A 23,593-nucleotide genomic window follows, 5' to 3' on the forward strand; every position below is an offset into this window, starting at 1 on the left:
CGCGGACCCGGTGAAGCAGGAACCCGCTGAACAGACCGCACCATGTGGTGAGGCTGCGTAGGAATCCTCCGTGTTCACGCGGGGGAGGAAGTCAATCGTTCTGGGTTTACCCTGGTAGTCGACACCTTCCACGGGCTCGGGCACCGGCGGCCATAATGGCTTCTCGTGTGGTCGAACCAGGAGGCATGCACGTGAGTGAGAACCTGTCGGCATACCGGAACGACTTCGCTCGGATCGAGAAGCGGATCGCCGGAGAGTTCGATGCCGGGCGTCGTCGCTGGGTTCTCGTCGGCTGTATCGGGCTGCTGATCGTGGGGTTGGTTCTTCCGCAGACATCGTCGGCCTGGTCATGGACCGTTCTGGCCGGCTGGTTCGACGACGGTGCCCCGGTATCGATGCTGATGCGGGTCTTCACGACGTTGACCGTGGTGTTCGGCGTGCTGGTCTCTTCCGCAGCTCTGTGTCTGCGCCGGTGGCGGCTGGCATCGGCGGCGATGCTCGGCTCCGGGCTAGCGTCGCTGTTCGGGCTGTTCGGCTACTGGTCGCAGACAGGGATGATCGCCGACGGACCGCACGCACCGAGCGTCGGCATGGTCCTGAACTGGCTCGTCATGATCGCGATGACGTCGCAGTGGCTGCCGATCGTGCTCAGCAAGTCCCCCACCGACACGCGTCCGCGCCCGACGCTGATCCGGTCACCCTGACACCGCTCGGTCGGCTCGGCGCAGCAGGTAGGTGTCCATCACCCAGCCGCGCAAGGCCTTGGCCCGTGCCCTGGCGGTCTCGATCGTCTCGAGCACCTCGCCCAGGCGTCCCGCGACGAGCTCCTCGTCGCTCGTCCCGAGGTTCGCTCCCCACCAGATGTCCCAGTTGCCGTCGAGTTCCCGACAGGCGAGCTGTCCGTCCAGCATGACGACGATATTGTCGGCGCCGGACGCGACCTCCACGCCGAGTCGTCGCCCGGTGGTGATCGTGATCGGGCCACCGATACGGTTGAACACGAGCCGATGTCGCGCTGCGAGGACTTGGATGCTGCTCACGGCGGGGATGACGTCGTAGTCGATGTCCAGCACACCACGCTCACGTATACGTTCGACGACGCGAATGGTGCTGTCGTACAAGCTCGGATCACCCCACACCAGGAAACCGGCAGTCTCGCTGTCGTCGACCTCGGTGCGCAGCACCTGTTCGTATGCGTCGGCACGTGCCGCGTGCCAGTCGCGTACCTCCGTGGCGTACTGCTCAGGTGCGCGGTCTCGCGGCGGGTCGGGCACCACGATCGTGCGGTACCGGCCGCTGGTGTGTCGGCGCAGGATCTGTTCGCGCACCATTACGAGATCGTCCACACCGCGAGCCTTGTCGGCGACGAGGAACACGTCGACGCTCTCGAGCGCCTTGACGGCCGTGACTGTGAGATCGTCCGGGCCACCCGGTCCGATCCCGATCAGCCGCAACCTCATCCGCGATCCTCGAGATCACCTTCGACGTCGAGGTACGCCTGCTGCAGCGCCTTCAGGGTCTCCGGATCGGGTTCCGCCCACAGTCCACGATCGGACGCCTCGGTGAGGCGTTCGACTATGCCACGCAGTGCCCACGGATTGGCGTCGCGCAGGAACTGCTGGTTCTCGGGGTCGAGCGCATAGTTCTGGGCCAGAGACTCGTACATCCAGTCCTCGACCACACCGGCGGTGGCGTCGTAACCGAACAGATAGTCGACGGTCGCGGCGAGTTCGAACGCACCCTTGTAGCCGTGCCGACGCATCGCGGAGATCCAGCGCGGGTTGACGACGCGCGAACGAAACACGCGTGCAGTCTCCTCACTGAGCGTTCTGGTCCTCACGGCGTCGGGGATCGTCGAATCCCCGATGTACGCCTTGGGGTCGTTGCCCGTGAGCGCACGTACCGTGGCGACCATGCCGCCGTGGTACTGGAAGTAGTCGTCGGAGTCGGCGATGTCGTGTTCGCGGGTGTCGGTGTTCTTGGCGGCCACGGCGATCCGACGGTAATTGGCACGCATGTCGTCGGCCGCGGCCACGCCGTGCAGGTTGCGTCCGTACGCGAAACCACCCCACGCGGTATACACCTCGGCGAGATCGGCGTCGGTGCGCCAGTTCCCGGAATCGATGAGCTGCAGAATGCCGGCACCGTACGAACCCGGCTTGGATCCGAAGATGCGGCGCACCGCCCGATCCGAGTCGCCGTGCTCGGCCTCGTCACGCCTGGCATGAGCGCGGACGTAATTCATCTCGTCGGGTTCGTCGAGTGCCGCAACCATGCGGATCGCGTCGTCGAGCATGCCGATCACGTGCGGGAACGCGTCGCGGAAGAATCCGGAGATGCGCACCGTGACATCGATTCGTGGACGGCCGAGTTCCTCGAGCGGTACGACCGTGAGTTCGCGGACGCGACGGGATTCCGGGTCCCATTCCGGGCGGACGCCGATGAGCGCGAGCACCTCGGCGATGTCGTCGCCGGCGGTGCGCATCGCGGACGTGCCCCACACCGACAGCCCCACCGATTGCGGATGCTCACCGGAGTCGGCCAGATACCGCTCGATGAGTGCGTTCGCGAGCGCGACACCGGTGTCGTAGGCGAGTCGGCTCGGCACGGCCTTGGGATCGACGGTGTAGAAATTGCGGCCTGTGGGCAGCACGTTGACGAGGCCGCGCAACGGCGAACCCGACGGCCCGGCCGGAACATATCCACCGTCGAGAGCGTGCAGGACAGCATCCAGTTCGTCCGTGGTCTGAGCAAGACGTGGCACGACCTGTTCTGCGGCGAACACCAGCACACGCGCAACCTCGGTATCAGCTTGACCGAGAACGGTTTCGACGGACCGGGGGACGGATTCGACGTTCCAGCCGCCATCCTCCATCGCCTGCACGAGCGCACGGGCCTGGGTTTCGATCGCATCGACCTCGGTCAGCGGCGCGTCCGGCTTCAGGCCGAGTGCGGTCCGCAGGCCGGGCACCGCGTGACTCTTACCGCCCCACACCTGGGCGGCGCGCAGGATCGACAGAACCAGGTTGACCCGGGCCTCACCGACCGGGGCGGCGCCGAGTACGTGCAGGCCGTCGCGGATCTGCGCGTCCTTGACCTCGCACAACCACCCGTCGACGTGCAAGAGGAAATCGTCGAATTCGGCGTCGTGCGGGCGGTCGTCGAGTCCCAGATCGCGGTCGAGTTTCGCGGCCTGGATCAGCGTCCAGATCTGCGCGCGGATCGCGGGCAGCTTCGCGGGATCCATCGCCGCGATGTTGGAGTACTCGTCGAGCAGTTGCTCGAGGCGGGCGATGTCGCCGTACGACTCGGCGCGCGCCATCGGCGGAATCAGGTGATCGACGATCGTGGCGTGCGCGCGTCGCTTGGCCTGCGCACCCTCGCCCGGGTCGTTGACGAGGAACGGGTAGATCAGCGGCAGATTCCCGATGGCGGCGTCGGTCGCGCACGACGCCGACATGCCGGCGTTCTTGCCGGGGAGCCACTCCATCGAGCCGTGTTTGCCGAGGTGGACGACGGCATCGGCACCGAAGCCCTGTTCGACCCAGCGGTAGGCGGCGAGGTAGTGGTGCGACGGTGCCATGTCGGGATCGTGGTAGATCGCGACGGGGTTCTCACCGAATCCGCGGGGCGGCTGGATCATGAGGACGACATTGCCGGCCTGCAGTGTGGCCAGCACGATCGCGTCCCCGTCGACGAACAATGAGCCGGGGGCCGGCCCCCACGCCTCTGTCATCGCGTCGGCGAGCTCGGCGGGCAGATCCTTCGTCCACTCCACGTAATCGGATGTGGTGACCCGCACCGGATTACCGGCGATCTGCTCGGCAGTGAGCCATTCCTCATCCTGCCCACCTGCGTCGATCAGCGCGTGGATCAGGGTGTTTCCGGCTGCAGTGTCATCGAGTTCAGGGTCGTCGTCGAAATTCACACCGGGGAAACCGTCGCCGAGGTCGTATCCGAGGTCGCGCATCGCTCGCAACATCTTGATCGCCGACACCGGAGTGTCGAGGCCCACGGCGTTGCCTACGCGTGAATGTTTCGTGGGATATGCCGATAGCATGATCGCGATGCGTCGTTCTGCGGGCGGGACGTGCCGTAATCGGGCGTGCGCGACCGCGATTCCCGCCACCCGCCGGCAGCGTTCCGGATCGGTGACGTACCGGGGCAGACCGTCGACGTCGAGTTCCTTGAACGAGAACGGCACCGTGATGATGCGGCCGTCGAATTCGGGTACCGCGATCTGGGTCGCGGAGTCGAGTGGGGACACGCCGTCGTCCGAGTCTGCCCAGCTCTCGCGGCTCCACGTCAAGCAGAGGGCTTGCAGAATCGGAATATCCAGTGCGGCAAGGGCCCCGACGTCCCATGCTTCGTCCTCGCCGCCGGCGCTGACAGTGGCCGGCTTGGTGCCGCCGGCGGCGAGCACGGTCACGACCAGGGCGTCGAGGGTGCCGAGTTCGGCGAGGAGATCGTCGGGAGCGCCGCGCAGTGAGGCGCAGTGCACGACCACGGCATGCGCTTTACCGGTCGCATCGATCGCGTCGGCCAGATCATGCGCGAACTGCACGTTTCCGCTGGTGTGGTGGGCTCGGTAGAACAACACACCCACCCGTGGCAGCGACTCGACAGCCGGAGCAGGACGTTCGAGCACACCCCATTCGGGTAGCTCGGCCGGCGGTTCGAACCCCTCACCGCCGAGCAGGACGGTGTCGGACAGGAACGCGTGGAGTTGCGCGAGGTTCGCGGGGCCGCCGTGGGCAAGGTAGCGATGTGCCTCTGCAGCAGTGCCGATCGGCACCGTCGAGTAGCTCATGAGCTCCGCGTCGGGAGTCTGTTCACCACCCAGGACGACGACGGGAACACCCCGCGCGAGGACTGCATCGAGCCCGTTCTGCCACGACTTGGCCGAGCCGAGAATCCGCACGATGACCAGGTCGGCGCCCTCGAGCAGCCCGCTCAGGTCGGTGTCGACGTCGAGGCGGGACGGGTTTCCGACCGCCCAGTCGGCGCCGCTCGCACGGGCCGACAGCAGGTCGGTGTCGGACGTCGACAGCACAGCAAGGCGCGTCACGACGCACCGCAAAACCCAAGGCACACGGCCATGTTCAGTCTCCAAAACCCTCGTGGACTACTCATGTCGTGGCCGGTCTCCTGGCTGACGGATCATTGCTGCTGCGCCGACCTTCCCAGACTTGCGTCCAGTGGTCTCCGTTCCGGCGAGCCGGTACGGACGAGGGCGAGCAACTACCGCTCACAGTGGCGAGGGCCGCGCCGGTTTCTCACCGGCTTCCCGTAACCACGACGTCGCCAGCGTAGCGCACCATTTCCTGAGCATGTGCAACCATGTGCACCCGTGGAGCACGTCTTGCCCGAAATTCCCCCCGATCGCTGCCCCGGATTGCTGCGACCGCACCTCGCCGCCGACGGGGCGCTGGTGCGTCTGCGCACTCCGGGCGGCCGCGTGCCGTCCAGCGGTCTGCAGCAACTCTCGGCCGCCTCCCAGAAATTCGCCGACGGCGACGTGCACCTCACATCGCGGGGAAATTTGCAGGTCAGAGGTATCTCGCTCGACGAGTGCGGCAAAGTTCCTGCCGATCTGGTCGACGCAATTGCCGCAGCCGGGTACCTGCCGTCGCCGACGCACGAACGAGTGCGCAACCTGGTCGCATCACCCCTGTCGGGGCTCGTCGACGGGGTCGCCGACATCCGGCCGTTGATCGGTGCGCTCGATACCGCGCTGTGCGCCGAACCGGCCCTCGTCGAGCTGCCGGGCCGCTTCCTGTTCGGTCTCGACGATGGCCGGGGCGACGTCGCGGGGCTCCGCTGCGATCTTGCAGCCATCGCCGTGGACACGCACACGATGCGGGTCGGCATCGGCGAACTGGTCGGTCCGACGGTACCGATGCCGCAGGTCGTCGACACTCTGATCGACCTGGCTCTTCGGTTCGTACAGACGCGCGGAACGGTGTGGCACGTCCGGCAATTGCCGGGCCGCGGCGCCGAACTCGGAGGCGACGGCCCGGCTCCCGCGCTCGCGTCGCATGCGATGCCGTACGGAGCGCTCGGCGGTGCGGTATCACTGCTGGTCCCGCTGGGTATCCTGACGTCGTCCATGATCGCGACACTCCCCGATGACGACGTGATCGTCACACCGTGGCGCGGCCTCGTGCTCCCTTCCGGCGCCGATCCTGGCGCGCTGTCCGACGCGGGCTTCGTGTTGTCGGACGACTCCGCGTGGCCCAGGGTCACCGCATGCACCGGGTCGCCCGGGTGTAGCCTCGCCCGAGGTGATACCCGGGCTCTGGCCCGCCGCACCGCCGCCTCCGACACCACAGCTGACCGTATTCATATCGTCGGTTGCGAACGCGCCTGTGGTGCACCGAATTCCCCGCACACCCTAGTTTTTTCCAGTCGTTCGACGTCACACAGGAGCTCGACGTGACCCTTCAGCCACCACCGCGCCGCTACGAGTACGAGACGGACGGCGCCGAGATCTACGTCCGTTCGTTCGCGACGATCCGCGCCGAATCCGATCTCGCAGCGATCCCGGGCGACGCGGAGAAAGTCGCGGTGCGGATGATCCATGCCAGCGGCCAGACCGACCTGGCGAAGGATTTGGTGATCCACCCCGATCTGGTGTCCGCGGCCCGTACAGCCCTGAATGCAGGCGCGCCGATCATCGCCGATGCGAACATGGTCGCTGCCGGGGTCACCCGTAAACGGTTGCCCGCAGACAACGAGGTCCTGTGCCTGCTCGGCGATCCTCGTGTGCCGGAACTCGCGCAACAGTGGAACACCACTCGCTCGGCCGCGGCCGTATCGCTGTGGGCGGACCGGCTCGGCGGCGCGGTCGTCGCGATCGGTAACGCGCCCACCGCACTGTTCCACCTGCTGGAAATGCTCGACGCCGGTGCGCCGCGTCCTGCGGCAATCGTCGGCGTACCCGTGGGATTCATCGGCGCCGCCGAATCCAAGGAAGCTCTGATCGCGCACGCTCTGCAGATCCCGCATCTTGTGGTGCGCGGGCGGCGGGGCGGTTCGGCCATGGCGTCATCGGCGCTCAACGCACTTGCTCAGGAGGCGGAATGACCGGCAGGATCTACGGTGTCGGGCTCGGTCCCGGCGACCCGGAACTCATCACCCGTAAGGCCGCACGACTGGTCGCCGAAGCCGACGTGATCGCCTACCATTCGGGCACGCACGGCCGCTCGATCGCGCGGGGCATCGCTGCCGACCTGATCCCGGACGGGGTGATCGAGGAGAAGCTCGTGTATCCCGTCACCGTCGGCACCACCGATCACCCCGGCGGGTACGACGGCGCGATCGCCGATTTCTACGACGAATGCGCTGCACGACTTTCCGTTCACCTCGATGCCGACCGCACCGTCGTCGTGCTGTGCGAGGGAGACCCCCTGTTCTACGGCTCCTACATGTACCTCCACGACCGACTTTCGAAACATTATGCGGCCGAGGTAATTCCCGGAGTCACGTCGTTCTCGGCCGCGGCGGCCGCATCCGCAGAGCCGCTCGTGCGGCGCACCGATGTGCTCACCATCCTCCCTGGCACGCTCCCCGAGCCCGAATTGGCGAGGCGGCTTGCCGATACCGACGGCGCAGTCATCATGAAGTTGGGACGCACATTCCCTGCGGTACGAAGCGCGCTGGAACAGACGGGACGACTCGACGACGCCGTGTACGTCGAGCGCGCGACGATGGACGGGCAACGCATCATCGCGGCAGCGGACGTGGATCCTGATTCGGTGCCGTACTTTTCGGTGATTCTCGCGCCCGGCGATCGGGCTCCCCGCAACCGCGAAGTGGTAGACCGGTCACGCCCGGCGACGGCAGAGATCGCAGCACCGGTCGAGACGCACGAACTTCTCGTGATCGGGCTCGGCCCGGCCGACGACAGATGGCTCACACCCGAGGCATCGGCGGCGCTCACGTCGGTCGATCATGTGGTCGGGTACGGGCCGTACGTCGATCGGGTTCCGGTACGGCCAGGTCTGCAACGACATTCGAGTGGCAACACAGTCGAGGTCGATCGCGCTCGGTTCGCACTCGACCTGGCGCTGTCCGGTGAGAAGGTCGCCGTGGTGTCCGGCGGCGACGCAGGGGTGTTCGGGATGGCGTCGGCGGTGTTCGAGGCAGCGCAGGACGACAAGTACGCGTCGGTGCCGATCCGCGTTTTGCCTGGAGTGTCGGCGGTACAGGCCGTTGCTGCCCGCGCGGGTGCACCCATCGGCGGCGATTTCGCAGTCATGAGCCTGTCGGATCGACTCAAGCCCTGGAGCGTGATCGAGAAGCGGCTCACTGCGATCGCGGAAGCCGATCTCGTACTGGCGATCTACAATCCCGCGTCCCGGTCACGGACCGCGCAGGTCGCGGAGGCCATGAACGTGCTGCTGCGGCACCGTCCCGCCGACACCGTCGTCGTCATCGGACGGGATGTGGGCCGCGTGGGTGAATCCCTCGAGGTCACCACCCTCGAGAAACTGGATCCCGCGAGTATCGACATGAGGTGCCTGCTCATCGTCGGTGCAGCGGGGACCTCGACCATGCAGTCGGGTGCCGTGTGGACGAGGCGGTCCGTGGAAGCCGGCTGACACGAGAATAGTCACTTTCGTCGCTCGCACCGGAAAGCTCAGAGCTCGGTGTCGTCGATGATCTTCTGCACGAGTGCACCGTACGTGTCGATCAGTGTCGCGCCGTCGATCATGTCGGGTGTCAGAATCTCGAACGTGCGTAGTCCACTCCCGAGCCCCAGCAGCAGTGTGACGACCATCCGCGACCGCACCAGCCCTGGCGTCTGTTCGCCGATCGCCGCCGCGATGCGCGGCACCAGTCGTTCCGTCATCTTCGCGCGGGCGGCCTCGGGATCCGGGGCCTCCTGCACGAGATTAGGAGCCATTGCCCAGAATTCGTAGTCTCCCGAGTTCCGGCGTTCGACGAGCGCCCGCACCAACCGGTATCCCGGCAATTCCTCGGAGGGATCCGGACCCAGCCCCGGAGAGTCGGGTGCAGCAGCCTGGAAGAGCGCGGCCTTGCTGCCCGACAGCTTCATCACCAGAGCCGGTGAGACCCCGGCGGCGTCGGCGATATCCCTGATGGTCGTGCCGTTGAACCCTCGCTCGGCGAACAGCGGTCGCGCGGCGTCGAGGATGGTGTCGCGGGTGGTTCGCTCGCTCATCGCCACCTCACGCCCCCTCGGTCGCATCGACGACCGACGTCGTGTGCACGGGTCGATGTTTCGGCAGGAACACGGCACACAGCGTCGCCATGAACGTGGAGGCACCCGCGATCACGAAGATGACGATGATGGCCCCGTGCGCCGGGAATGTTCCGCCTGCCGCCTCGAGGGTGATGCTGGTGAGCAACGCGGCGACCACCGCACTCATGCTCGACATTCCGATGGTTCGCGCGAGGCTGTTGAGGCCGTTCGCGGCGGCGGTGTCGGTAAGCGGAACGGCACCCATGATCAGCGCAGGAAGGGTCGCATAGGCCAAGGCGTTGCCGATGCTCACCATCGCCGCGCCGATGATGATGAGGACAACGGTGTCGTCCCAGGCGATGCGGAAGGTGTAGGCCGCGGTCATGACCAGCGTCCCGAGCGTGAGCGTGAAGCGCCCACCGAACCGCGTGGTGAGTCGTCCGGCTATCGGTGAGGTCAGAAACATCGCCAGGCTGCCGGGGATCATGCACAGCCCGGCGGTCGCGGCGCTGAGCCCGAACCCGAACCCGGTGATCTCGGGTAGCTGCAATTGTTGTGTGGTCGCCAACAGGCTTGCGTATGCGGAGAATCCGATGAAGAGTCCGGCGAGGTTGGCGAGCAGCACAGTGCGCCGTGCCGACACCCGCAGGTCGACCATCGGCGACGACACGCGCAGCTGGTACGGCACGAAGACCGTCGTGATCACGATGGCTACGGCGAAGCACGCGACGGTCGGCACACTCGACCAGCCCCATGTCGGCCCCTTCGAGATCCCCAGGAGCAGAGCCGTCAGGGCGAGCGTCAGCAGCAAGGCACCGACGATGTCGAAGCGGCCACGGGTTCCCGTGGCGGATGCGGGAACGACGAGCAGGATGCCCAGCATGAGCGTCGCGCCGACTGCCGCGGACACCCAGAAGACGGACGTCCAGCCGAAGTTGTCGTACAACGCGCCCGCAGCAGGCATGCCCAGTGCGCCGCCGATTCCCATCGTGGAACTGGTCATCGCCACAGCACCGGCGACCTTCTCACGTGGAAGCACGTCACGCAGTACGGCCATCGCCACCGGGATGAGCGCCGACGAGAACCCCTGCAAGCCGCGCCCGATGAGGACGGACAAGTAGTCGGCTCCGATCGCGGCGATCAGTGCACCGGCGACCATCATCGCCAACGACAACACCATCATGCGTCGCTTGCCGTACATGTCGGCCATCCTGGAGACGATGGGCGTGGCCACTGCTCCGGTCAGCAAGGTGATGGTGATGAGCCAGCCGACATCACCCGCGGTGACGTCGAGCAGCTCCGGGAGATCCGGAAGCAGGGGCACGACGAGGGTGGTCTGGAGCGCCACGACGAGACCGGCCACGCTCAGCAGCGCCGTGATCACACCGCTCGACATCGGTCTTCGCGACGGGGTCGCTGCATCCATCCCGTTCCTCCATCGCCCACGGGGGTGAACGATGTTCACCACTACGCAGTGAACGTCGTTCACCCCTCGGATGTCAACCACTCCAGGAGGCGCCGTTCTGCGACGTCACGCGGCACACCCGGGCCCCGCACCTGCGAGAAGAACATGCTCTCTTCAAGAGAATGTGATTGACACCTCACTTCAGATGGTGCTAGACACTTGCTCAGCATCCACCGAAGGCCGAGGTGAGAATTTCTGTGACAAGGCCCAGCATTTCCGCTTACGTCGGGACTCGCATCAAGCGAGTCGAAGATCCCCGACTCCTGACCGGCGCAGGCATGTTCGTCGACGACGTGACACGTCCCGGCATGCTCCACGCATGCTTCGTGCGCAGCCCGTTCGCACGCGCCCGGATCGTCGACATCGACGTCTCCGAGGCCCTCGCTCTCGACGGGGTCCATGCGGTGTACGTCGCCGCCGATCTCGCACCCGGAATCCACGAGCAGACCTACGCGCTCGACGGCCCGTACATGCCGAGCCTGAACTGGCCCCCACTTGCCGAGGACGAAGTGCGGTTCGTCGGCGATCCCGTCGCGCTGGTCGTGGCCGACGACCGGTACATCGCGGAGGACGCCGTCGAACTCGTCGCCGTCGATTACGACCCGCTGACACCGGTCGTCGACTACACCACCGCGGATCGGTCCGACGACCTGGTCCACGCCGCCCACCCGGCGAATATCGCCGCGGCCATGGGCGGCCCACTCCCGGACGAGCTGGCGAAGACGTTCGACGCCGCCGCCCACGTGGTGACCCGAACGATCCACCAACAGGCCTACATCGCCGTCCCGATGGAGACGCGCGGCCTCGTCGCCGAATGGTCGGCCGGCGAGATGACCGTCTGGGCCTCCACCCAATCCCCGCACGAGGTCCGAGGCTTCACTGCCCGGCTCCTCGGGCTCGACGAGCACAGCGTCCGGGTGATCATGCGCGACACCGGCGGCGGATTCGGCCAGAAGGTCGTTCCGCAACGCGAGGACATCGCCGTGCTGCTCGCCGCCAGGAAACTCCCGGCCGCGGTGAAATGGATCGAGGACCGGCAGGAACACATGATGTCGGCAGGCATGGCCCGCCAGGAGTGCGGCGACGCGCGTTTCGCGTTCGACGCCGACGGCAAGCTGCTCGGCGCCTCGATCGACCACGTCCAGAACGTGGGCGCCTACCCGATTCCCTCCCCGGTGACGTCCGGGGCGGTTGTCGGGATGCTGTTCCCCGGACCTTATCGAGTGCCCGCCGCTGCGTTCTCGATGAAGCTGACGTACACGAACACCGTCGGCCGAGTCGCGTATCGCGGGCCGTGGCAGTTCGAATCCCTGGCGCGCGAGATGCTGCTCGACGTCGCGGCACGTCAGATGGACATCGACCCCGTCGAACTCCGGCGACGCAACATGCTCAGCGCCTCAGACCTGCCGCTCGCCAACCCGCTGGGCATGCCGTACAACGACTCGACGCCCCTCGAGACCTTCGAGCACGCCCTGTCGATTCTCGACTACGACGCGTTCCGGCAGGAGCAGGAGCGCGCCCGCGCCGAAGGTCGCTACATCGGGGTCGGTACATGCACCTACATCGAACCGACCACGGGAGCGACACCGTTCCATTCCACGGAGGGCGCCACGATCCGCATCGAACCGTCCGGCAAGGTGAACGTCTACGTTGCGGGTGGGTCCACGGGCAACAGTCTCGAGACGTCCACCGTTCAGCTCACGGCCGATGCCCTCGGGGTCGACATCTCCGATGTCCACACCATCCAGGGCGACACCGCGATCACCCCGTTCGGCGCCGGAACCGGCGGTAGCCGCTCCGGGTCGATGATCGCGGGGGCCGTCCGGGAGACCGCGTCGGTGCTACGCGACCGGATCCTCGCCATCGCCGCGCACAAGCTCGAAGCCGCGGTCGAGGACATCGAGTTCGTCGGCAGTCGCGCGACGGTCCGTGGCGTCCCGAGCGTCGGAGTCACCCTGAAAGAGATCGCCGAGATCTCCTACTTCCAGGCCGAGACTCTGCCGGCCGGGGTACCTCCGGGACTCGAATCCAGCGGCCGCTACCACTCCCCGTCCATGATGTTGTGGGCCAACGCCACCCACGTCTGCACGTGCGAGGTCGACATCGAGACCGGGGCCGTGAAGATCCTCCGCTTCATCGTCGGGGAGGACTGCGGTCCGATGATCAACCCCGACATCGTCGAGGGCCAGATCTACGGTGGCACCGTCCAGGGAATCGGCGGCGCACTGTACGAGCACCTGTCATACGACGACGACGGCAACCCCGTGACCACGACGTTCATGGACTACCTGCTCCCCACTACCGACACCGTCCCCGACATCGAGATCGGGCACGTCGAGTCGCCCAGCGCCGGGCCCGGCGGATACAAGGGCGTCGGTGAAGGCGGCGCGATCGGAGCGTCCCCCGCCGTGGTCAACGCCGTTGCCGACGCCTTGGCACCCTTCGGAGTGGAAGTGAGCAGCTTGCCCTTGTCCCCCGCCACGATCATCAAGATGCTCGACGAAGTGCAGGCGGTGAAGGCATGAAACCCTCGGCGTTCGATTATCACGCACCCGACACCGCAGCCGATGCGGTCGCGCTGATCGCCGAGCTGGGCGACGAAGCCAAGTTCATCGCGGGCGGACAGAGCCTGATGCCGATGCTCAACCTGCGTCTCGCCGTGTTCGATCACCTTGTGGACCTGCGCAAACCCGCAGAGCTACGCGGCATCGAACAGCGCGGCGACGCGGTGTGGATCGGTGCGGGCACGACGCACTCGACGGTCGGGCGCTCCGCCGAGCTCGCGACCGCAGTTCCGCTGCTGGCCCGCGCGACACCGTTGATCGGCCACTTCCAGATCCGCAACCGCGGCACCCTGGGAGGCTCGATCGCCCACGGCGACGGCGCAGCCGAATACCCTGCGGTCGCACTGGCACTCGACGCCGACATCGAGGCACTGTCGCCCCGGGGCCGGCGCACCATTCCGGCCTCGGAGTTCTTCACCGGCATGTGGACCACCGATCTCGAAGCCGACGAACTGCTCACCGGCGTGAACTTTCCGACGTGGACCGGCCGGTGTGGTTTCGCGATCGAGGAATTCGCCCGCCGTACCGGCGACTTCGCACTCGCCGGGGCAGCGATCGCGATCCGCCTCGACGCGGCGTCGACACTCGACCGTTGCGCGATCACGCTGTTCGGTGTGGCTCCGACACCCGTCCGCGCCACCGCGGTCGAGTCGGAACTCCTCGGACGGAACATCCGCGAGATCGAGGCCGACGAGGTCGGGCGGAGCGCACTGGACTCCCTCGACACGGTCTCGGACGACCTGCACGGCCCCGCTGCCTACCGCCGTCGGGTGGGAGCGACGATCGCAGCACGTGCGTGGCGTCGTGCGGTGGACGAGGCAACCACTCAGGAGGGTTCCGCATGACCAATGTAGACATCGAAGTTCGTGTCAACGGGAGTTCGCGTCGCCACTCGGTGCCGCCGCGTTTGACTCTCGCCGACTACCTCCGGGTCGACTGCGGCCTCACCGGAACGCATCTCGGCTGCGAACACGGCGTGTGCGGTGCGTGCACGGTCCTGCTCGACGGGGAGGCGGTGCGTGCCTGCCTCGTCTTCGCGGTCCAGGCCGACGGCGCCGAGGTCACCACCATCGAAGCTATGGCGTCCGACGACGGGACGCTCTCGCCGGTCCAGGCCGCATTCCGTGACCATCACGGTCTGCAATGCGGTTTCTGCACACCCGGGTTCATCATATCGGCGACGGCATTTCTGGAGGAGAACCCGTCGCCGACCGACAGTGAGATCCGGGAAGCACTGTCCGGAAACATCTGTCGATGCACCGGGTATCAGGGAATCATCGCGGCAGTGAAGTCTGCCGCGTCCACCACGAGCACAGGGGAATGACATGACGGGACGGGTCGAGGGGAAGGTCGCCTTCATCACGGGCGCAGCACGTGGCCAAGGGCGCAGTCACGCAGTGAGATTGGCCGAAGAAGGCGCCAACATCATCGCGGTCGACGTCTGCAAGCAGCTCGACGGGGTGCCGATCCCGATGTCGACGCCCGAAGATCTCGAGGAGACCGTGTCGCTGGTCGAGAAGGCGGGCGGCAAGATCTACGCCGCTCAGGCCGACGTCCGCGACATGGCCGCGATGCAGGCCATCGTCGACGACGGTGTCGCGCAGTTCGGGCGCCTGGACATCATCTGCGCCAATGCGGGACTCGCGAGCTCGGGCGATCGCCTCGATGCGCTCGACGAGAAAGGCTGGCGCGACATGATCGACGTCAACCTCACCGGTGTGTGGATCACGACCCGCGTCGCGGTGCCGCACATGCGTGAAGCAGGCAACGGTGGTTCGGTCATCCTCACCAGCTCGGTCGGTGGCCTGCGGGCACTGCCCAGTGTCGGGCACTATGTCTCCGCCAAGCACGGCATGATCGGCATCATGCGCACTCTGGCGATGGAGCTCGGCGAGGAGAGCATCCGCGTCAACGCCATCTGCCCGACGCAGGTGAGTACCCCGATGCTTCTCAACGAGCCGACGTTCAAGATGTTCCGTCCCGATCTCGAGCACCCGACGAAGGACGATTTCGCTCCGCTGTCGCAGATGATGCATGTGCTGCCGACCCCGTGGGTCGACGCGATCGACATCAGCAACGCGGTGCTGTTCCTCGCGTCCGACGAATCGCGCTTCATCACCGGCGTCTCGCTGCCGGTCGACGCCGGCGCGATGCTCAAATAGACCGGTCGCGCGCCGGATCGTAGAGATGTGAGCACGCCACGTCGGGTGTGTCCCGGACACCGAGGGCACGCCCGACGAGGATCACCGCGGTGTGCTTCAACTTCGCAGCCTCGACCTGGTCTGCGATGTCGGCGAGCGTGCCGCGCAGCACGATCTGATTCGGGCGCGACGCGAATGCCACCACCGCCGCCGGACAGTCCGGACCGTAGGTCTCGGCGAGTTCGGCTGCGAGCACGCGTATCCGGGTGATCGCCAGATGCAGCACCAGGCTCGCCTTCAGCCCCGCCACCCGAGTGAGCGCCTCGGTGTCGGGCATCGACGTCGACCTCGCCTGCGTACGGGTGAGCACGACCGTTTGCACGAGTTCCGGCACGGTCAGTTCGGTGCCGAGGGTCGCCGCGGCAGCGGCGTAGGCCGGGACACCCGGCGTGACGTCCCAGGCCACGCCCTCGGCGTCGAGGCGCCGGGTCTGCTCGGTCAGCGCCGAGTACAGCGACGGGTCGCCGGAGCACAATCGCACCGCGTCGAGTCCGCGACGGTCGGCGTCGACGAGGTGCGCGGTGATCCGATCGAGGTCGAGATGCTGGGTGTCGATGAGTTCGGCGTCGTCGTTGCAGTGCGCGAGGATCTCGGCGTCGAGATAGGTACCCGCGTACAGCACGACCGGAGCGGCGCGGAGCAGGCCGACGGCGCGCAGCGTCAACAAATCTACAGCGCCTGGGCCTGATCCCACGAAATGTACTGTCATTTTTCGCCTTTCACGACATTCCATTGCACCACCGGTCGCAGCGACTGCCAGCCGGTGAATGTTCCTATCGATGAGGCCTGTTCGACGGACAACCGCGACAGCTCGCCTCCATATTTCTTCCACCACTGCACGAGCACGGCCTCGGTCTCGAGGGTCACCGAATGCACGACGAGGCGACCACCCGGTCGCAGTGCCTCCCAGCAGGTGTCCAGCACACCGTCCCGACTCCCACCACCTCCGACGAAGATCGCGTCGGGGGTATCCAGTTCGGAGAGCGACTCGGGTGCACCACCTCTCACGATCGTCAGCGACGGCACACCGAGCCTGGCCGCGTTGCGCGCGATCGCGTCGGCGCGAGTCGGGTCCTTCTCGATCGCGATGGTGCGGCAGCGCGGATCCGTTCGGGCCCACTCGATGCCGACGGATCCGGCACCGGCACCCACGTCCCACAGCAGTTCTCCCGGCCGCGGCGCGAGTGCGCATACCGCGGCTGCCCGGATCGGGCGCTTACTGAGCTGACCGTCGTTCTCGAAGCACTCGTCCGGGAGTCCGGGGGCCGTGGACAGCCCTTCCGCCCCGACGCACTCGATGCACAGGAGACTGAGTTCCGGGGCGAGAGAGCCCACGAAAGTGATTGCTGTGCCGTCGATTCGATTCTCTTCACCGCCCAGGTCAGCGAGCACCGTCACTGCGGCATCCGCGAACCCCTCCTCCACGAGCAGCCGCGCGATCTCGCCGAGGCTCGACGACGTCGAGGTCAGCACGATCAGGCGTCGGCCGCGCGTCAGATAACGGCGCAGGGCGTCGACGTCGCGTCCGACGAGGGTGACCGTGTCGCATTCCTCGGCGGCCCACCCCATGCGGGCTCTGGCGAGAGTCACCGATGACACCGTGGGGATCACCTCGACGGCGTCGCGGCCGAGCCTGCGGATGAGGGTCGAGCCGATACCCGAGGTCAGCGGGTCGCCGGACGCGAGTGCCACGACCATCCCGGTATGCCGGGCCAGCAGGTCGTCGAGACCGCTCAGCAGCGGGGACGGCCACGGCTCGCGGACCGCGTCGGTCGGCGGGATCATCGAGAGGTGTCGTGCGCCGCCGAGGAGCGTGCCGGCAGCGAGCACGCGCTCCCGGCCGATCGCCGACACACTGCTCCACCCGTCGGCGCCGATACCGACGACCGTGATCCGTGAACCCATGGCCGTGAACCCTAACTCAGGACGTGTGGCTAGACTCGTCCGCGGCAAGACACTCGAAGGTGCCCTTCACAGGGATAATCGGGAAGCCGGTGAGAATCCGGCGCAGGCCCGCTGCGGTGACCCGGGAGTCGTCGATCATGCGCGTGAGCGCAACCACTGGACCGTCAGGTCCGGGAAGGTGATCGCACGACGCTCGACCGGGAAGTCCGAATACCGGCCTTCGAACAGTTGCCGAAGTGGACATCCCAGCGGGAGCCTGTGGAGGTTGGAATGCTCGTGTATCCGTTCAGCGCGGTCGTCGGTTCCGACGACCTGTCGCTGGCCCTGACGTTGTGCGCGGTGTCGCCGTCGATCGGCGGAGTGCTGGTGCGCGGCGAGAAGGGCACCGCCAAATCGACCATGGTTCGCGCGCAAGCAGCACTGTTGCCGCAGGTCGCGGAGGTCGAGGCCTGCCGGTTCGCGTGCGACCCGTCCTTCCCCGACCCGCACTGCCCCGACGGCCCTCATCCGGTCGACGCGCAGTCGCACCTCCGGCCGGCACGGCTCGTGGAGTTCCCCGTCGGCGCGAGCGAAGACCGGGTCACCGGGTCGCTGCATCTGGGCAAGGCCCTGTCTGCCCGAACTGCCGAATACGAACCCGGTCTGCTCGCCCTCGCTCATCGCGGAGTCCTGTACGTGGACGAGGTGAATCTGCTGCACGACCACCTGGTGGATCTGCTGCTCGACGCTGCCGCCATGGGTCGGTCCACGGTGGAGCGCGACGGGGTGTCCGTCGGCCACGCCGCCTCGTTCGTCCTGGTGGGCACCATGAACCCGGAGGAAGGCGAGCTTCGCCCGCAACTTCTCGACCGGTTCGGTCTCGCCGTCGACGTCGCGGCTCCACGCGACCCGCAGTTGCGCGTCGAGATCGTGCGTCGCCGAATGGCATTCGACGCGGATCCTGAATCGTTCGTCGCGCAGTGGGCGCAGGCCGAGGCCGAGTTGTCCCGGCGGATCGCTGCAGCGCGCGACCGCGTGTCGGCGGTGCGCCTGAGCGACGCTGCCCTGGTGTCGATCGCCGAGATCTGCGCGGCGTTCGACGTCGACGGCATGCGCGCCGATCTCGTCACCGCCAAGACCGCGGTCGCACATGCGGCGTGGGCCGGTCGTGACGAGGTGACCCGCGAGGACGTGGCCGTGGCCGCGAAACTCGCGTTGCCGCATCGGCGGCGCCGCAACCCGTTCGACAATCCCGATACCGATGATGATCTGCTCGACGAATTGCTGAATCGTCCCGATTCGCAGCCTGATCCCGACCTCGATCCCGACGACGACCCCGACGGTGGCGGCGCGCCCGACCCGGAAGACTCCCCGGCAGACTCAGCGTCCGGCTCGAGTGGCAGCGCCCCGACCTCGGTGGATGCGCCGGCCGATCCGTACCGGACACGACTGTTCTCCGTCGACCGCACCGGGCGTGGTGTCGCGGGTCGCCGGTCGAAGGCGGCAACCACCATCGGGCGCACCGTCGGCGATCGTGCGGGCGACAGCGGCCCCGTCCACCTGCCCGCCACCATCCGCGCCAGCGCCCTCGGTTCGGACGGGTGGCAGGTGCGACGCAAGGTCGTCGAAGGGCGGGAAGCGAACCTCGTGCTGCTGTGCGTCGACGCGTCCGGTTCGATGGCAGCGAAGCAGCGGATGACGCAGGTCAAGACCGCGATCCTTTCGCTGCTGCTCGACGCGTACCGACGTCGCGACACGGTCGGTCTCGTAACTTTCCGCGGCGACGACGCGACCCTCGTACTGCCCCCGACGAACTCGGTCGACATCGCGGCGGCGCGCCTACGGGAGCTTCCCGCCGGTGGCCGCACTCCCCTCGCGGAGGGCCTGGCCGAGGCCGCCGAGACCCTCCGCCGGCATCGGTTGCGCGACCCGGATCGGCGGGCGCTGCTCGTCGTCGTCACCGACGGGCGCGCGACCTCGGGTGCCGACGCGGTCGCCCGCTCGCTCCAAGCCGCCGACGTCCTCGCTGCCCAGGGAGTCGCGGCGGTGGTCGTCGACTCCGAGACCGGTCGCTTCCGGATGGGGCTCGCGGCGCAGCTCGCCGACCGGCTCGGCGCCGAATATGTGCAGGTGGGCGAGGTTCATGCCGATGCCCTCACCTCGATCGTGCGTGGAAGGGCAGCCTGATGCCGAAGGGACAACCCGAGGTCGTACCGAACGACGGGCTCACCACCCGCCAGCGCCGCAACCGGCCGCTGCTGATGGTCAACACGGGCGACGGCAAGGGCAAATCCACCGCCGCGTTCGGGTTGGCGTTGCGCGGCTGGAATCAGGGCTGGTCGGTCGCGGTGTTCCAGTTCGTCAAGTCCGCGAAGTGGCGGCTCGGTGAGCAGACGGCGTTCGAAACCCTCGGTGAGCTGCACGACGAGCGCGGCACGGGCGGCGCCATCGAGTGGCACAAGATGGGCTCGGGCTGGTCGTGGTCGCGCAAAGAAGGCAGCGACGAGGACCACGCCGCCGACGCGCTCGCGGGGTGGCGTGAGATCCAGCGACGCCTCGCCGCCGAGCAACACGGCCTGTACGTCCTCGACGAGTTCACGTATCCCATCAAGTGGGGTTGGATCGACGTCGACGAGGTCGTGCAGACGTTGACGTCGCGGACCGGGCACCAACACGTGATGATCACCGGGCGCCGCGCCGACCCCAAGCTGATCGAGGTCGCCGATCTGGTGACCGAGATGACGAAGATCAAGCATCCGATGGATGCGGGGCAGAAGGGCCAGAGGGGCATCGAATGGTAGAGGATGCAGCATGGTAGAGGGTGCAGCGTGGTAGCCATTCCGCGCTTCGTCGTTGCCGCACCGGCGTCCGGACACGGAAAGACTACCGTGGCAACAGGTCTCATGGCTGCCTTGCGTCGCGCCGGGCACATCGTGTCGGGGCACAAGATCGGCCCTGATTACATCGACCCCGGGTATCACGCACTCGCGACAGGCCGCCCCGGACGCAACCTCGATCCGCACCTCGTCGGCGACGACCTGGTTGCACCGCTGTTTCTGCACGGCGCGGACGGCGCCGACGTCGCGGTAGTCGAAGGCGTCATGGGACTGTACGACGGGATGCTCGGCACGGACGGATATGCGTCCACTGCCCACGTCGCCGGCTTGCTGGGCGCGCCGGTGATTCTCGTCGTCGATATCTCGCACGCGTCGCGGTCGATTGCCGCAATCGTTCACGGCATGGCGTCGTACGACCGGGGTGTCCGCCTCGCCGGTGTCGTTCTGAACAAGGCGGGGTCGACGCGGCACTCGGACGAGGTCATCGCCGCGCTCGAGTCCACCGGCATCCCCGTCCTCGGTGTACTACAGCGCGACGACGGGATCTCGGCGCCGTCGCGGCATCTGGGACTCGTACCCGCTCAGGAACGTGTCGAGGCCGCCGGGCAGCTCGACCGTCTCGCCGCGCAGATCTCCGAACACATCGATCTCGGCGAGGTCCTCCGGATCGCGCATTCCGCATCCGATCTTCCCGATACACCGTGGGAGCCTCCCTTCACCGGCGCCGACGGTCCCGTGATTGCTGTGGCAGGCGGGCGCGCATTCACGTTCCGCTACACCGAGACCGAGGAGATCTTGCGCGCAGCCGGATGCCGGACGGTCACCTTCGACCCGTTGCGCGACGAGGCCCTACCCGACGACACCGCCGGTATCTATCTCGGTGGCGGATTCCCCGAGGTGCATGCCGCGGACATCTCCGCCAATGCGCCCTTGCGCGAACACCTTCGCGTTGCCATCGCAGGTGGGGTACCCACCGTCGCCGAATGTGCAGGCCTGCTGTACCTGTGTCGCGACGTCGATGGCACGGACATGGTTGCAGCGCTGGACGTCTCCGCACATATGACGCCGCGGCTGACACTCGGCTACCGCACCGCGATCGCGCCCGCCGACGGTCTGCTCGGTCCTGCCGGAACCCGGGTGACGGGTCACGAATTCCACCGCACCACCGTCGAACCCGGCTCCTCCCCCGCCTGGCTGCTGAACGGACGTCCGGACGGCTTCGCGACCGCGACGCTGCACGCGTCGTATCTGCACACGCATTGGGCGGGGCATCCGCAACTCGCGGAGCGTTTCGTCGCTGCTGCTCGCGCAGCCACTCCGGTGGCCGCACCACCTCGGAAGCCCCGTGTCGCGGGGGTGGACCTGCATCATCACGGCGACCGCGACGCCACCGACGGTCTCGTCGACCTCGCGGTGAACGTGTCGCGGAGGTCGCGGCCGCGGTGGCTCGACGACGCGTTGCGATCCTCGCTCGATTCTCTCGACCGCTATCCCGACTCCGGTGCCGCTCGCGCCGCACTCGCACGGCGGCACCGGCGCAGCATCGAGCAGATACTACCCACCGCGGGAGGCGCCGAAGCGTTCACGTTGATCGCGCGGGCGCGACCCTGGCGGATGCCGGTGGTGGTGCATCCGCAGTTCACCGAACCCGAGGCGGCCCTGCTCGCTGCCGGTCACGAGGTGCGGCGCGTGTTGCTGCGCGCCGACGAGGGGTTCCGACTGGATGCCGACGCGGTGCCGGGCGGCGCGGATCTCGTGATCGTCGGCAATCCCACCAATCCCACGTCGGTGCTGCACCCGGCTTCGACGCTGCGGTCGCTGGTGCGTCCGGGCCGTGTCGTGGTGATCGACGAGGCGTTCATGGATGCGGTGCCGGGCGAAACGGAATCGCTGTCGAACGAGAGCATCCCCGGTCTGATCACGGTGCGGTCGTTGACGAAGACGTGGGCGATCCCCGGGGTGCGCGCGGGATACGTCGTCGGTGACCCCGCGGTGCTCGCCGATCTCGCGGCGCAACAACCGCCGTGGTCGGTGTCGACGCCCGCTGCGGCAGCGATGATCGCATGCGCCGCACCGCAAGCCATCGACGAGGCAACCGTGCTCGCCGACGAGATCGTGACCGACCGAGCCGCGCTCGTGGAAGCGCTGATAGGTCTCGGGCTGGAGGTCGCGGGAGACCCCGCCGCTCCATTCGTTCTCGTCCGGGTTGCGGTGGGGACACGGGAAGAATTGCGTTCGAAGGGATTCGCGCTACGCCGCGGCGACACGTTCCCCGGGCTCGGCGACGAGTGGGTGCGGATCGCCGTCCGCGATCGTGCCACGACCGCAGCCCTGGTCGACGCATGGCGGTCGATCTTGTGAGCGTCCCGTCACGAGCCGCGGGCCTGGTGCTCGGATACGCAGCCGATCAGGTGTTCGGCGATCCACGTCGCTGGCATCCGGTGAGCGGATTCGGCCGGCTCGCACGCGCCACCGAGAAGGCCCTCCACTCCGACAACCGCGCCGCAGGTGTGGTGTTCACGTCGGTGCTCGTCGGATCGGCGGTTGCACTCGGCGGCGCTGCCGACCGTGCCACCCGATCGCGGCCTTGGCTGCGCACCGCCGTCACCGCCGGCGCAACCTGGGTGGTGCTCGGGGGCCGCTCCTTGAGCCGCGAAGCACGGACCCTCGACGCCCAGCTGCGCGACGGTGATCTCGCGGCCGCGCGGGTGCAGGTGACGCATCTGGTGGGGCGCGATCCGTCCAGACTCGACGCGAACGGTATTGCCCGCGCCACCATCGAGTCGGTTGCCGAGAACACGTCGGACGCCGTTGTGGCGCCGCTCCTCTGGGGTGCACTGCTCGGCCCGGCCGGGCTCCTCGGCTACCGCGCCGCGAACACTCTCGACGCCCGCGTCGGTCATCGCACTCCACATCTCGAGAAGTTCGGATGGGCGTCGGCACGGTTCGACGATCTACTCAATCTGGCGCCCGCGCGGTTGTCCGCGCTGCTCGCCGTCGGCCTGGGGCCCCGGCCGCGGGCTGCGATGCGTGCGTGGCGACGCGACGCGCACAAGCATCCGAGTCCCAACGCCGGGCCGGTGGAGGCGTCGTTCGCGGGCGCTCTCGGTGTGCAACTCGGTGGTGTCAACGTCTACGACGGCGGCACCGAAGACCGCGGCACACTCGGCGACGGACCGGCACCGAAGCCCGAAGACATCGGTCCCACCGCGCGGCTCGCGTCCCGGGTGGGGCTGGGCGCGCTGGCAGTGGCCGCGCTCATCGCCTGCGGGTCTCGGGAATCGAGTGTGCAGTTGTTGTGCCCACTACCTGAGAAAGTCCAGGTGGCGGAATCACGAAGTGCACACTCGATCTCTCGACGGGGGGAAACACCCGGCCGGTTGTGGCGTAGATCACGCTTGAGTGCAACACTGTAATCAGTGCAAAACTGCACG

18 protein-coding genes and 2 riboswitches are annotated in these 23,593 nt (G+C 67.4%); of the genes, 12 read left to right on the plus strand and 6 right to left on the minus strand.

All coding sequences use genetic code 11. The features are described 5' to 3' along the window. Positions 1-185 precede the first annotated feature (185 nt). Positions 186-704 (plus strand): hypothetical protein, encoded by a 519-nt coding sequence (locus tag ACFWB0_RS22420; protein WP_378492600.1) that lies wholly within the window; start codon positions 186-188, stop codon positions 702-704. On the opposite strand, the gene cobF is transcribed toward ACFWB0_RS22420, so the two are convergent. Further along, positions 696-1,460 carry a precorrin-6A synthase (deacetylating) gene (gene cobF / locus ACFWB0_RS22425; RefSeq protein WP_378492601.1) on the minus strand — a complete coding sequence of 255 codons (765 nt, stop codon included), beginning with the start codon at positions 1,458-1,460 and terminating at the stop codon, positions 696-698. The genes ACFWB0_RS22420 and cobF overlap by 9 nt on opposite strands. Next, entirely contained in the window at positions 1,457-5,068 is a 3,612-nt protein-coding gene (cobN, locus tag ACFWB0_RS22430; RefSeq protein ID WP_378492602.1) for a cobaltochelatase subunit CobN, read from the minus strand. The genes cobF and cobN overlap by 4 nt, the downstream gene beginning before the upstream one ends. 52 nt (positions 5,069-5,120) lie before the next feature. After that, a riboswitch (cobalamin riboswitch) is annotated at positions 5,121-5,337 on the minus strand. Positions 5,338-5,362: 25 nt separating this feature from the next. On the opposite strand from cobN, the gene ACFWB0_RS22435 reads away from it, so the two are divergent. The 3 genes from ACFWB0_RS22435 to ACFWB0_RS22445 are packed head-to-tail and all read left to right on the plus strand — an operon-like array spanning position 5,363 to position 8,603. Continuing rightward, complete coding sequence (locus tag ACFWB0_RS22435) at positions 5,363-6,439, plus strand: cobalamin biosynthesis protein CobG (protein ID WP_378492603.1); 1,077 nt, start codon at positions 5,363-5,365, stop codon at positions 6,437-6,439. Next, positions 6,436-7,086 (plus strand): precorrin-8X methylmutase, encoded by a 651-nt coding sequence (locus ACFWB0_RS22440; RefSeq protein ID WP_378492604.1) that lies wholly within the window; start codon positions 6,436-6,438, stop codon positions 7,084-7,086. Before ACFWB0_RS22435 ends, ACFWB0_RS22440 begins: the two co-directional genes overlap by 4 nt. Beyond that, a complete protein-coding gene (locus ACFWB0_RS22445; protein ID WP_378492605.1) occupies positions 7,083-8,603 on the plus strand; it encodes a precorrin-2 C(20)-methyltransferase in 1,521 nt (506 codons plus the stop codon). Before ACFWB0_RS22440 ends, ACFWB0_RS22445 begins: the two co-directional genes overlap by 4 nt. 38 nt (positions 8,604-8,641) lie before the next feature. Here the strand turns inward: ACFWB0_RS22445 and ACFWB0_RS22450 are convergent, their stop codons facing one another. Then, entirely contained in the window at positions 8,642-9,187 is a 546-nt protein-coding gene (locus ACFWB0_RS22450; protein WP_378492606.1) for a TetR family transcriptional regulator, read from the minus strand. A 7-nt stretch (positions 9,188-9,194) separates the two neighbouring features. Then, entirely contained in the window at positions 9,195-10,634 is a 1,440-nt protein-coding gene (locus tag ACFWB0_RS22455) for an MFS transporter (protein ID WP_378492607.1), read from the minus strand. 236 nt (positions 10,635-10,870) lie between these two features. Here ACFWB0_RS22455 and ACFWB0_RS22460 point away from each other — a divergent pair, with 236 nt between their 5' ends. Genes ACFWB0_RS22460 through ACFWB0_RS22475 form a run of 4 tightly spaced genes read left to right on the plus strand, consistent with a single transcriptional unit; the run spans position 10,871 to position 15,399 of the window. Further along, complete coding sequence (locus ACFWB0_RS22460) at positions 10,871-13,198, plus strand: xanthine dehydrogenase family protein molybdopterin-binding subunit (protein WP_378492608.1); 2,328 nt, start codon at positions 10,871-10,873, stop codon at positions 13,196-13,198. Beyond that, the gene (locus ACFWB0_RS22465) at positions 13,195-14,082 is read left to right on the plus strand and encodes an FAD binding domain-containing protein (RefSeq protein WP_378492609.1); all 888 of its coding nucleotides are present in this window, start codon (positions 13,195-13,197) and stop codon (positions 14,080-14,082) included. Before ACFWB0_RS22460 ends, ACFWB0_RS22465 begins: the two co-directional genes overlap by 4 nt. After that, the gene (locus ACFWB0_RS22470; protein WP_378492610.1) at positions 14,079-14,561 is read left to right on the plus strand and encodes a (2Fe-2S)-binding protein; all 483 of its coding nucleotides are present in this window, start codon (positions 14,079-14,081) and stop codon (positions 14,559-14,561) included. The genes ACFWB0_RS22465 and ACFWB0_RS22470 overlap by 4 nt, the downstream gene beginning before the upstream one ends. A 1-nt stretch (position 14,562) precedes the next feature. Continuing rightward, positions 14,563-15,399, plus strand: a complete 837-nt coding sequence (locus ACFWB0_RS22475) for a mycofactocin-coupled SDR family oxidoreductase (RefSeq protein ID WP_378492611.1) — start codon at positions 14,563-14,565, stop codon at positions 15,397-15,399. Here the strand turns inward: ACFWB0_RS22475 and ACFWB0_RS22480 are convergent. Further along, the gene (locus ACFWB0_RS22480; protein ID WP_378492612.1) at positions 15,392-16,147 is read right to left on the minus strand and encodes a cobalt-precorrin-4/precorrin-4 C(11)-methyltransferase; all 756 of its coding nucleotides are present in this window, start codon (positions 16,145-16,147) and stop codon (positions 15,392-15,394) included. The genes ACFWB0_RS22475 and ACFWB0_RS22480 overlap by 8 nt on opposite strands. Then, positions 16,144-17,343, minus strand: a complete 1,200-nt coding sequence (gene cbiE, locus ACFWB0_RS22485) for a precorrin-6y C5,15-methyltransferase (decarboxylating) subunit CbiE (protein ID WP_378492613.1) — start codon at positions 17,341-17,343, stop codon at positions 16,144-16,146. The genes ACFWB0_RS22480 and cbiE overlap by 4 nt, the downstream gene beginning before the upstream one ends. Before the next feature lie 40 nt (positions 17,344-17,383). Then, a riboswitch (cobalamin riboswitch) is annotated at positions 17,384-17,580 on the plus strand. 33 nt (positions 17,581-17,613) lie between these two features. Here cbiE and ACFWB0_RS22490 point away from each other — a divergent pair. Genes ACFWB0_RS22490 through ACFWB0_RS22505 form a run of 4 tightly spaced genes read left to right on the plus strand, consistent with a single transcriptional unit; the run spans position 17,614 to position 23,575 of the window. Then, the gene (locus ACFWB0_RS22490; RefSeq protein WP_378492614.1) at positions 17,614-19,509 is read left to right on the plus strand and encodes a VWA domain-containing protein; all 1,896 of its coding nucleotides are present in this window, start codon (positions 17,614-17,616) and stop codon (positions 19,507-19,509) included. Further along, positions 19,509-20,123, plus strand: a complete 615-nt coding sequence (gene cobO / locus ACFWB0_RS22495) for a cob(I)yrinic acid a,c-diamide adenosyltransferase (RefSeq protein WP_378492615.1) — start codon at positions 19,509-19,511, stop codon at positions 20,121-20,123. Before ACFWB0_RS22490 ends, cobO begins: the two co-directional genes overlap by 1 nt. 3 nt (positions 20,124-20,126) lie before the next feature. Continuing rightward, positions 20,127-22,520, plus strand: coding sequence for a cobyrinate a,c-diamide synthase (locus ACFWB0_RS22500; RefSeq protein ID WP_378492616.1), 2,394 nt, complete (start codon positions 20,127-20,129; stop codon positions 22,518-22,520). Then, positions 22,502-23,575, plus strand: coding sequence for a cobalamin biosynthesis protein (locus ACFWB0_RS22505; protein ID WP_378492617.1), 1,074 nt, complete (start codon positions 22,502-22,504; stop codon positions 23,573-23,575). Before ACFWB0_RS22500 ends, ACFWB0_RS22505 begins: the two co-directional genes overlap by 19 nt. Positions 23,576-23,593: the final 18 nt, after the last annotated feature.

Source organism: Rhodococcus sp. NPDC060086, assembly GCF_042730275.1.
Lineage (GTDB): Bacteria > Actinomycetota > Actinomycetes > Mycobacteriales > Mycobacteriaceae > Rhodococcus.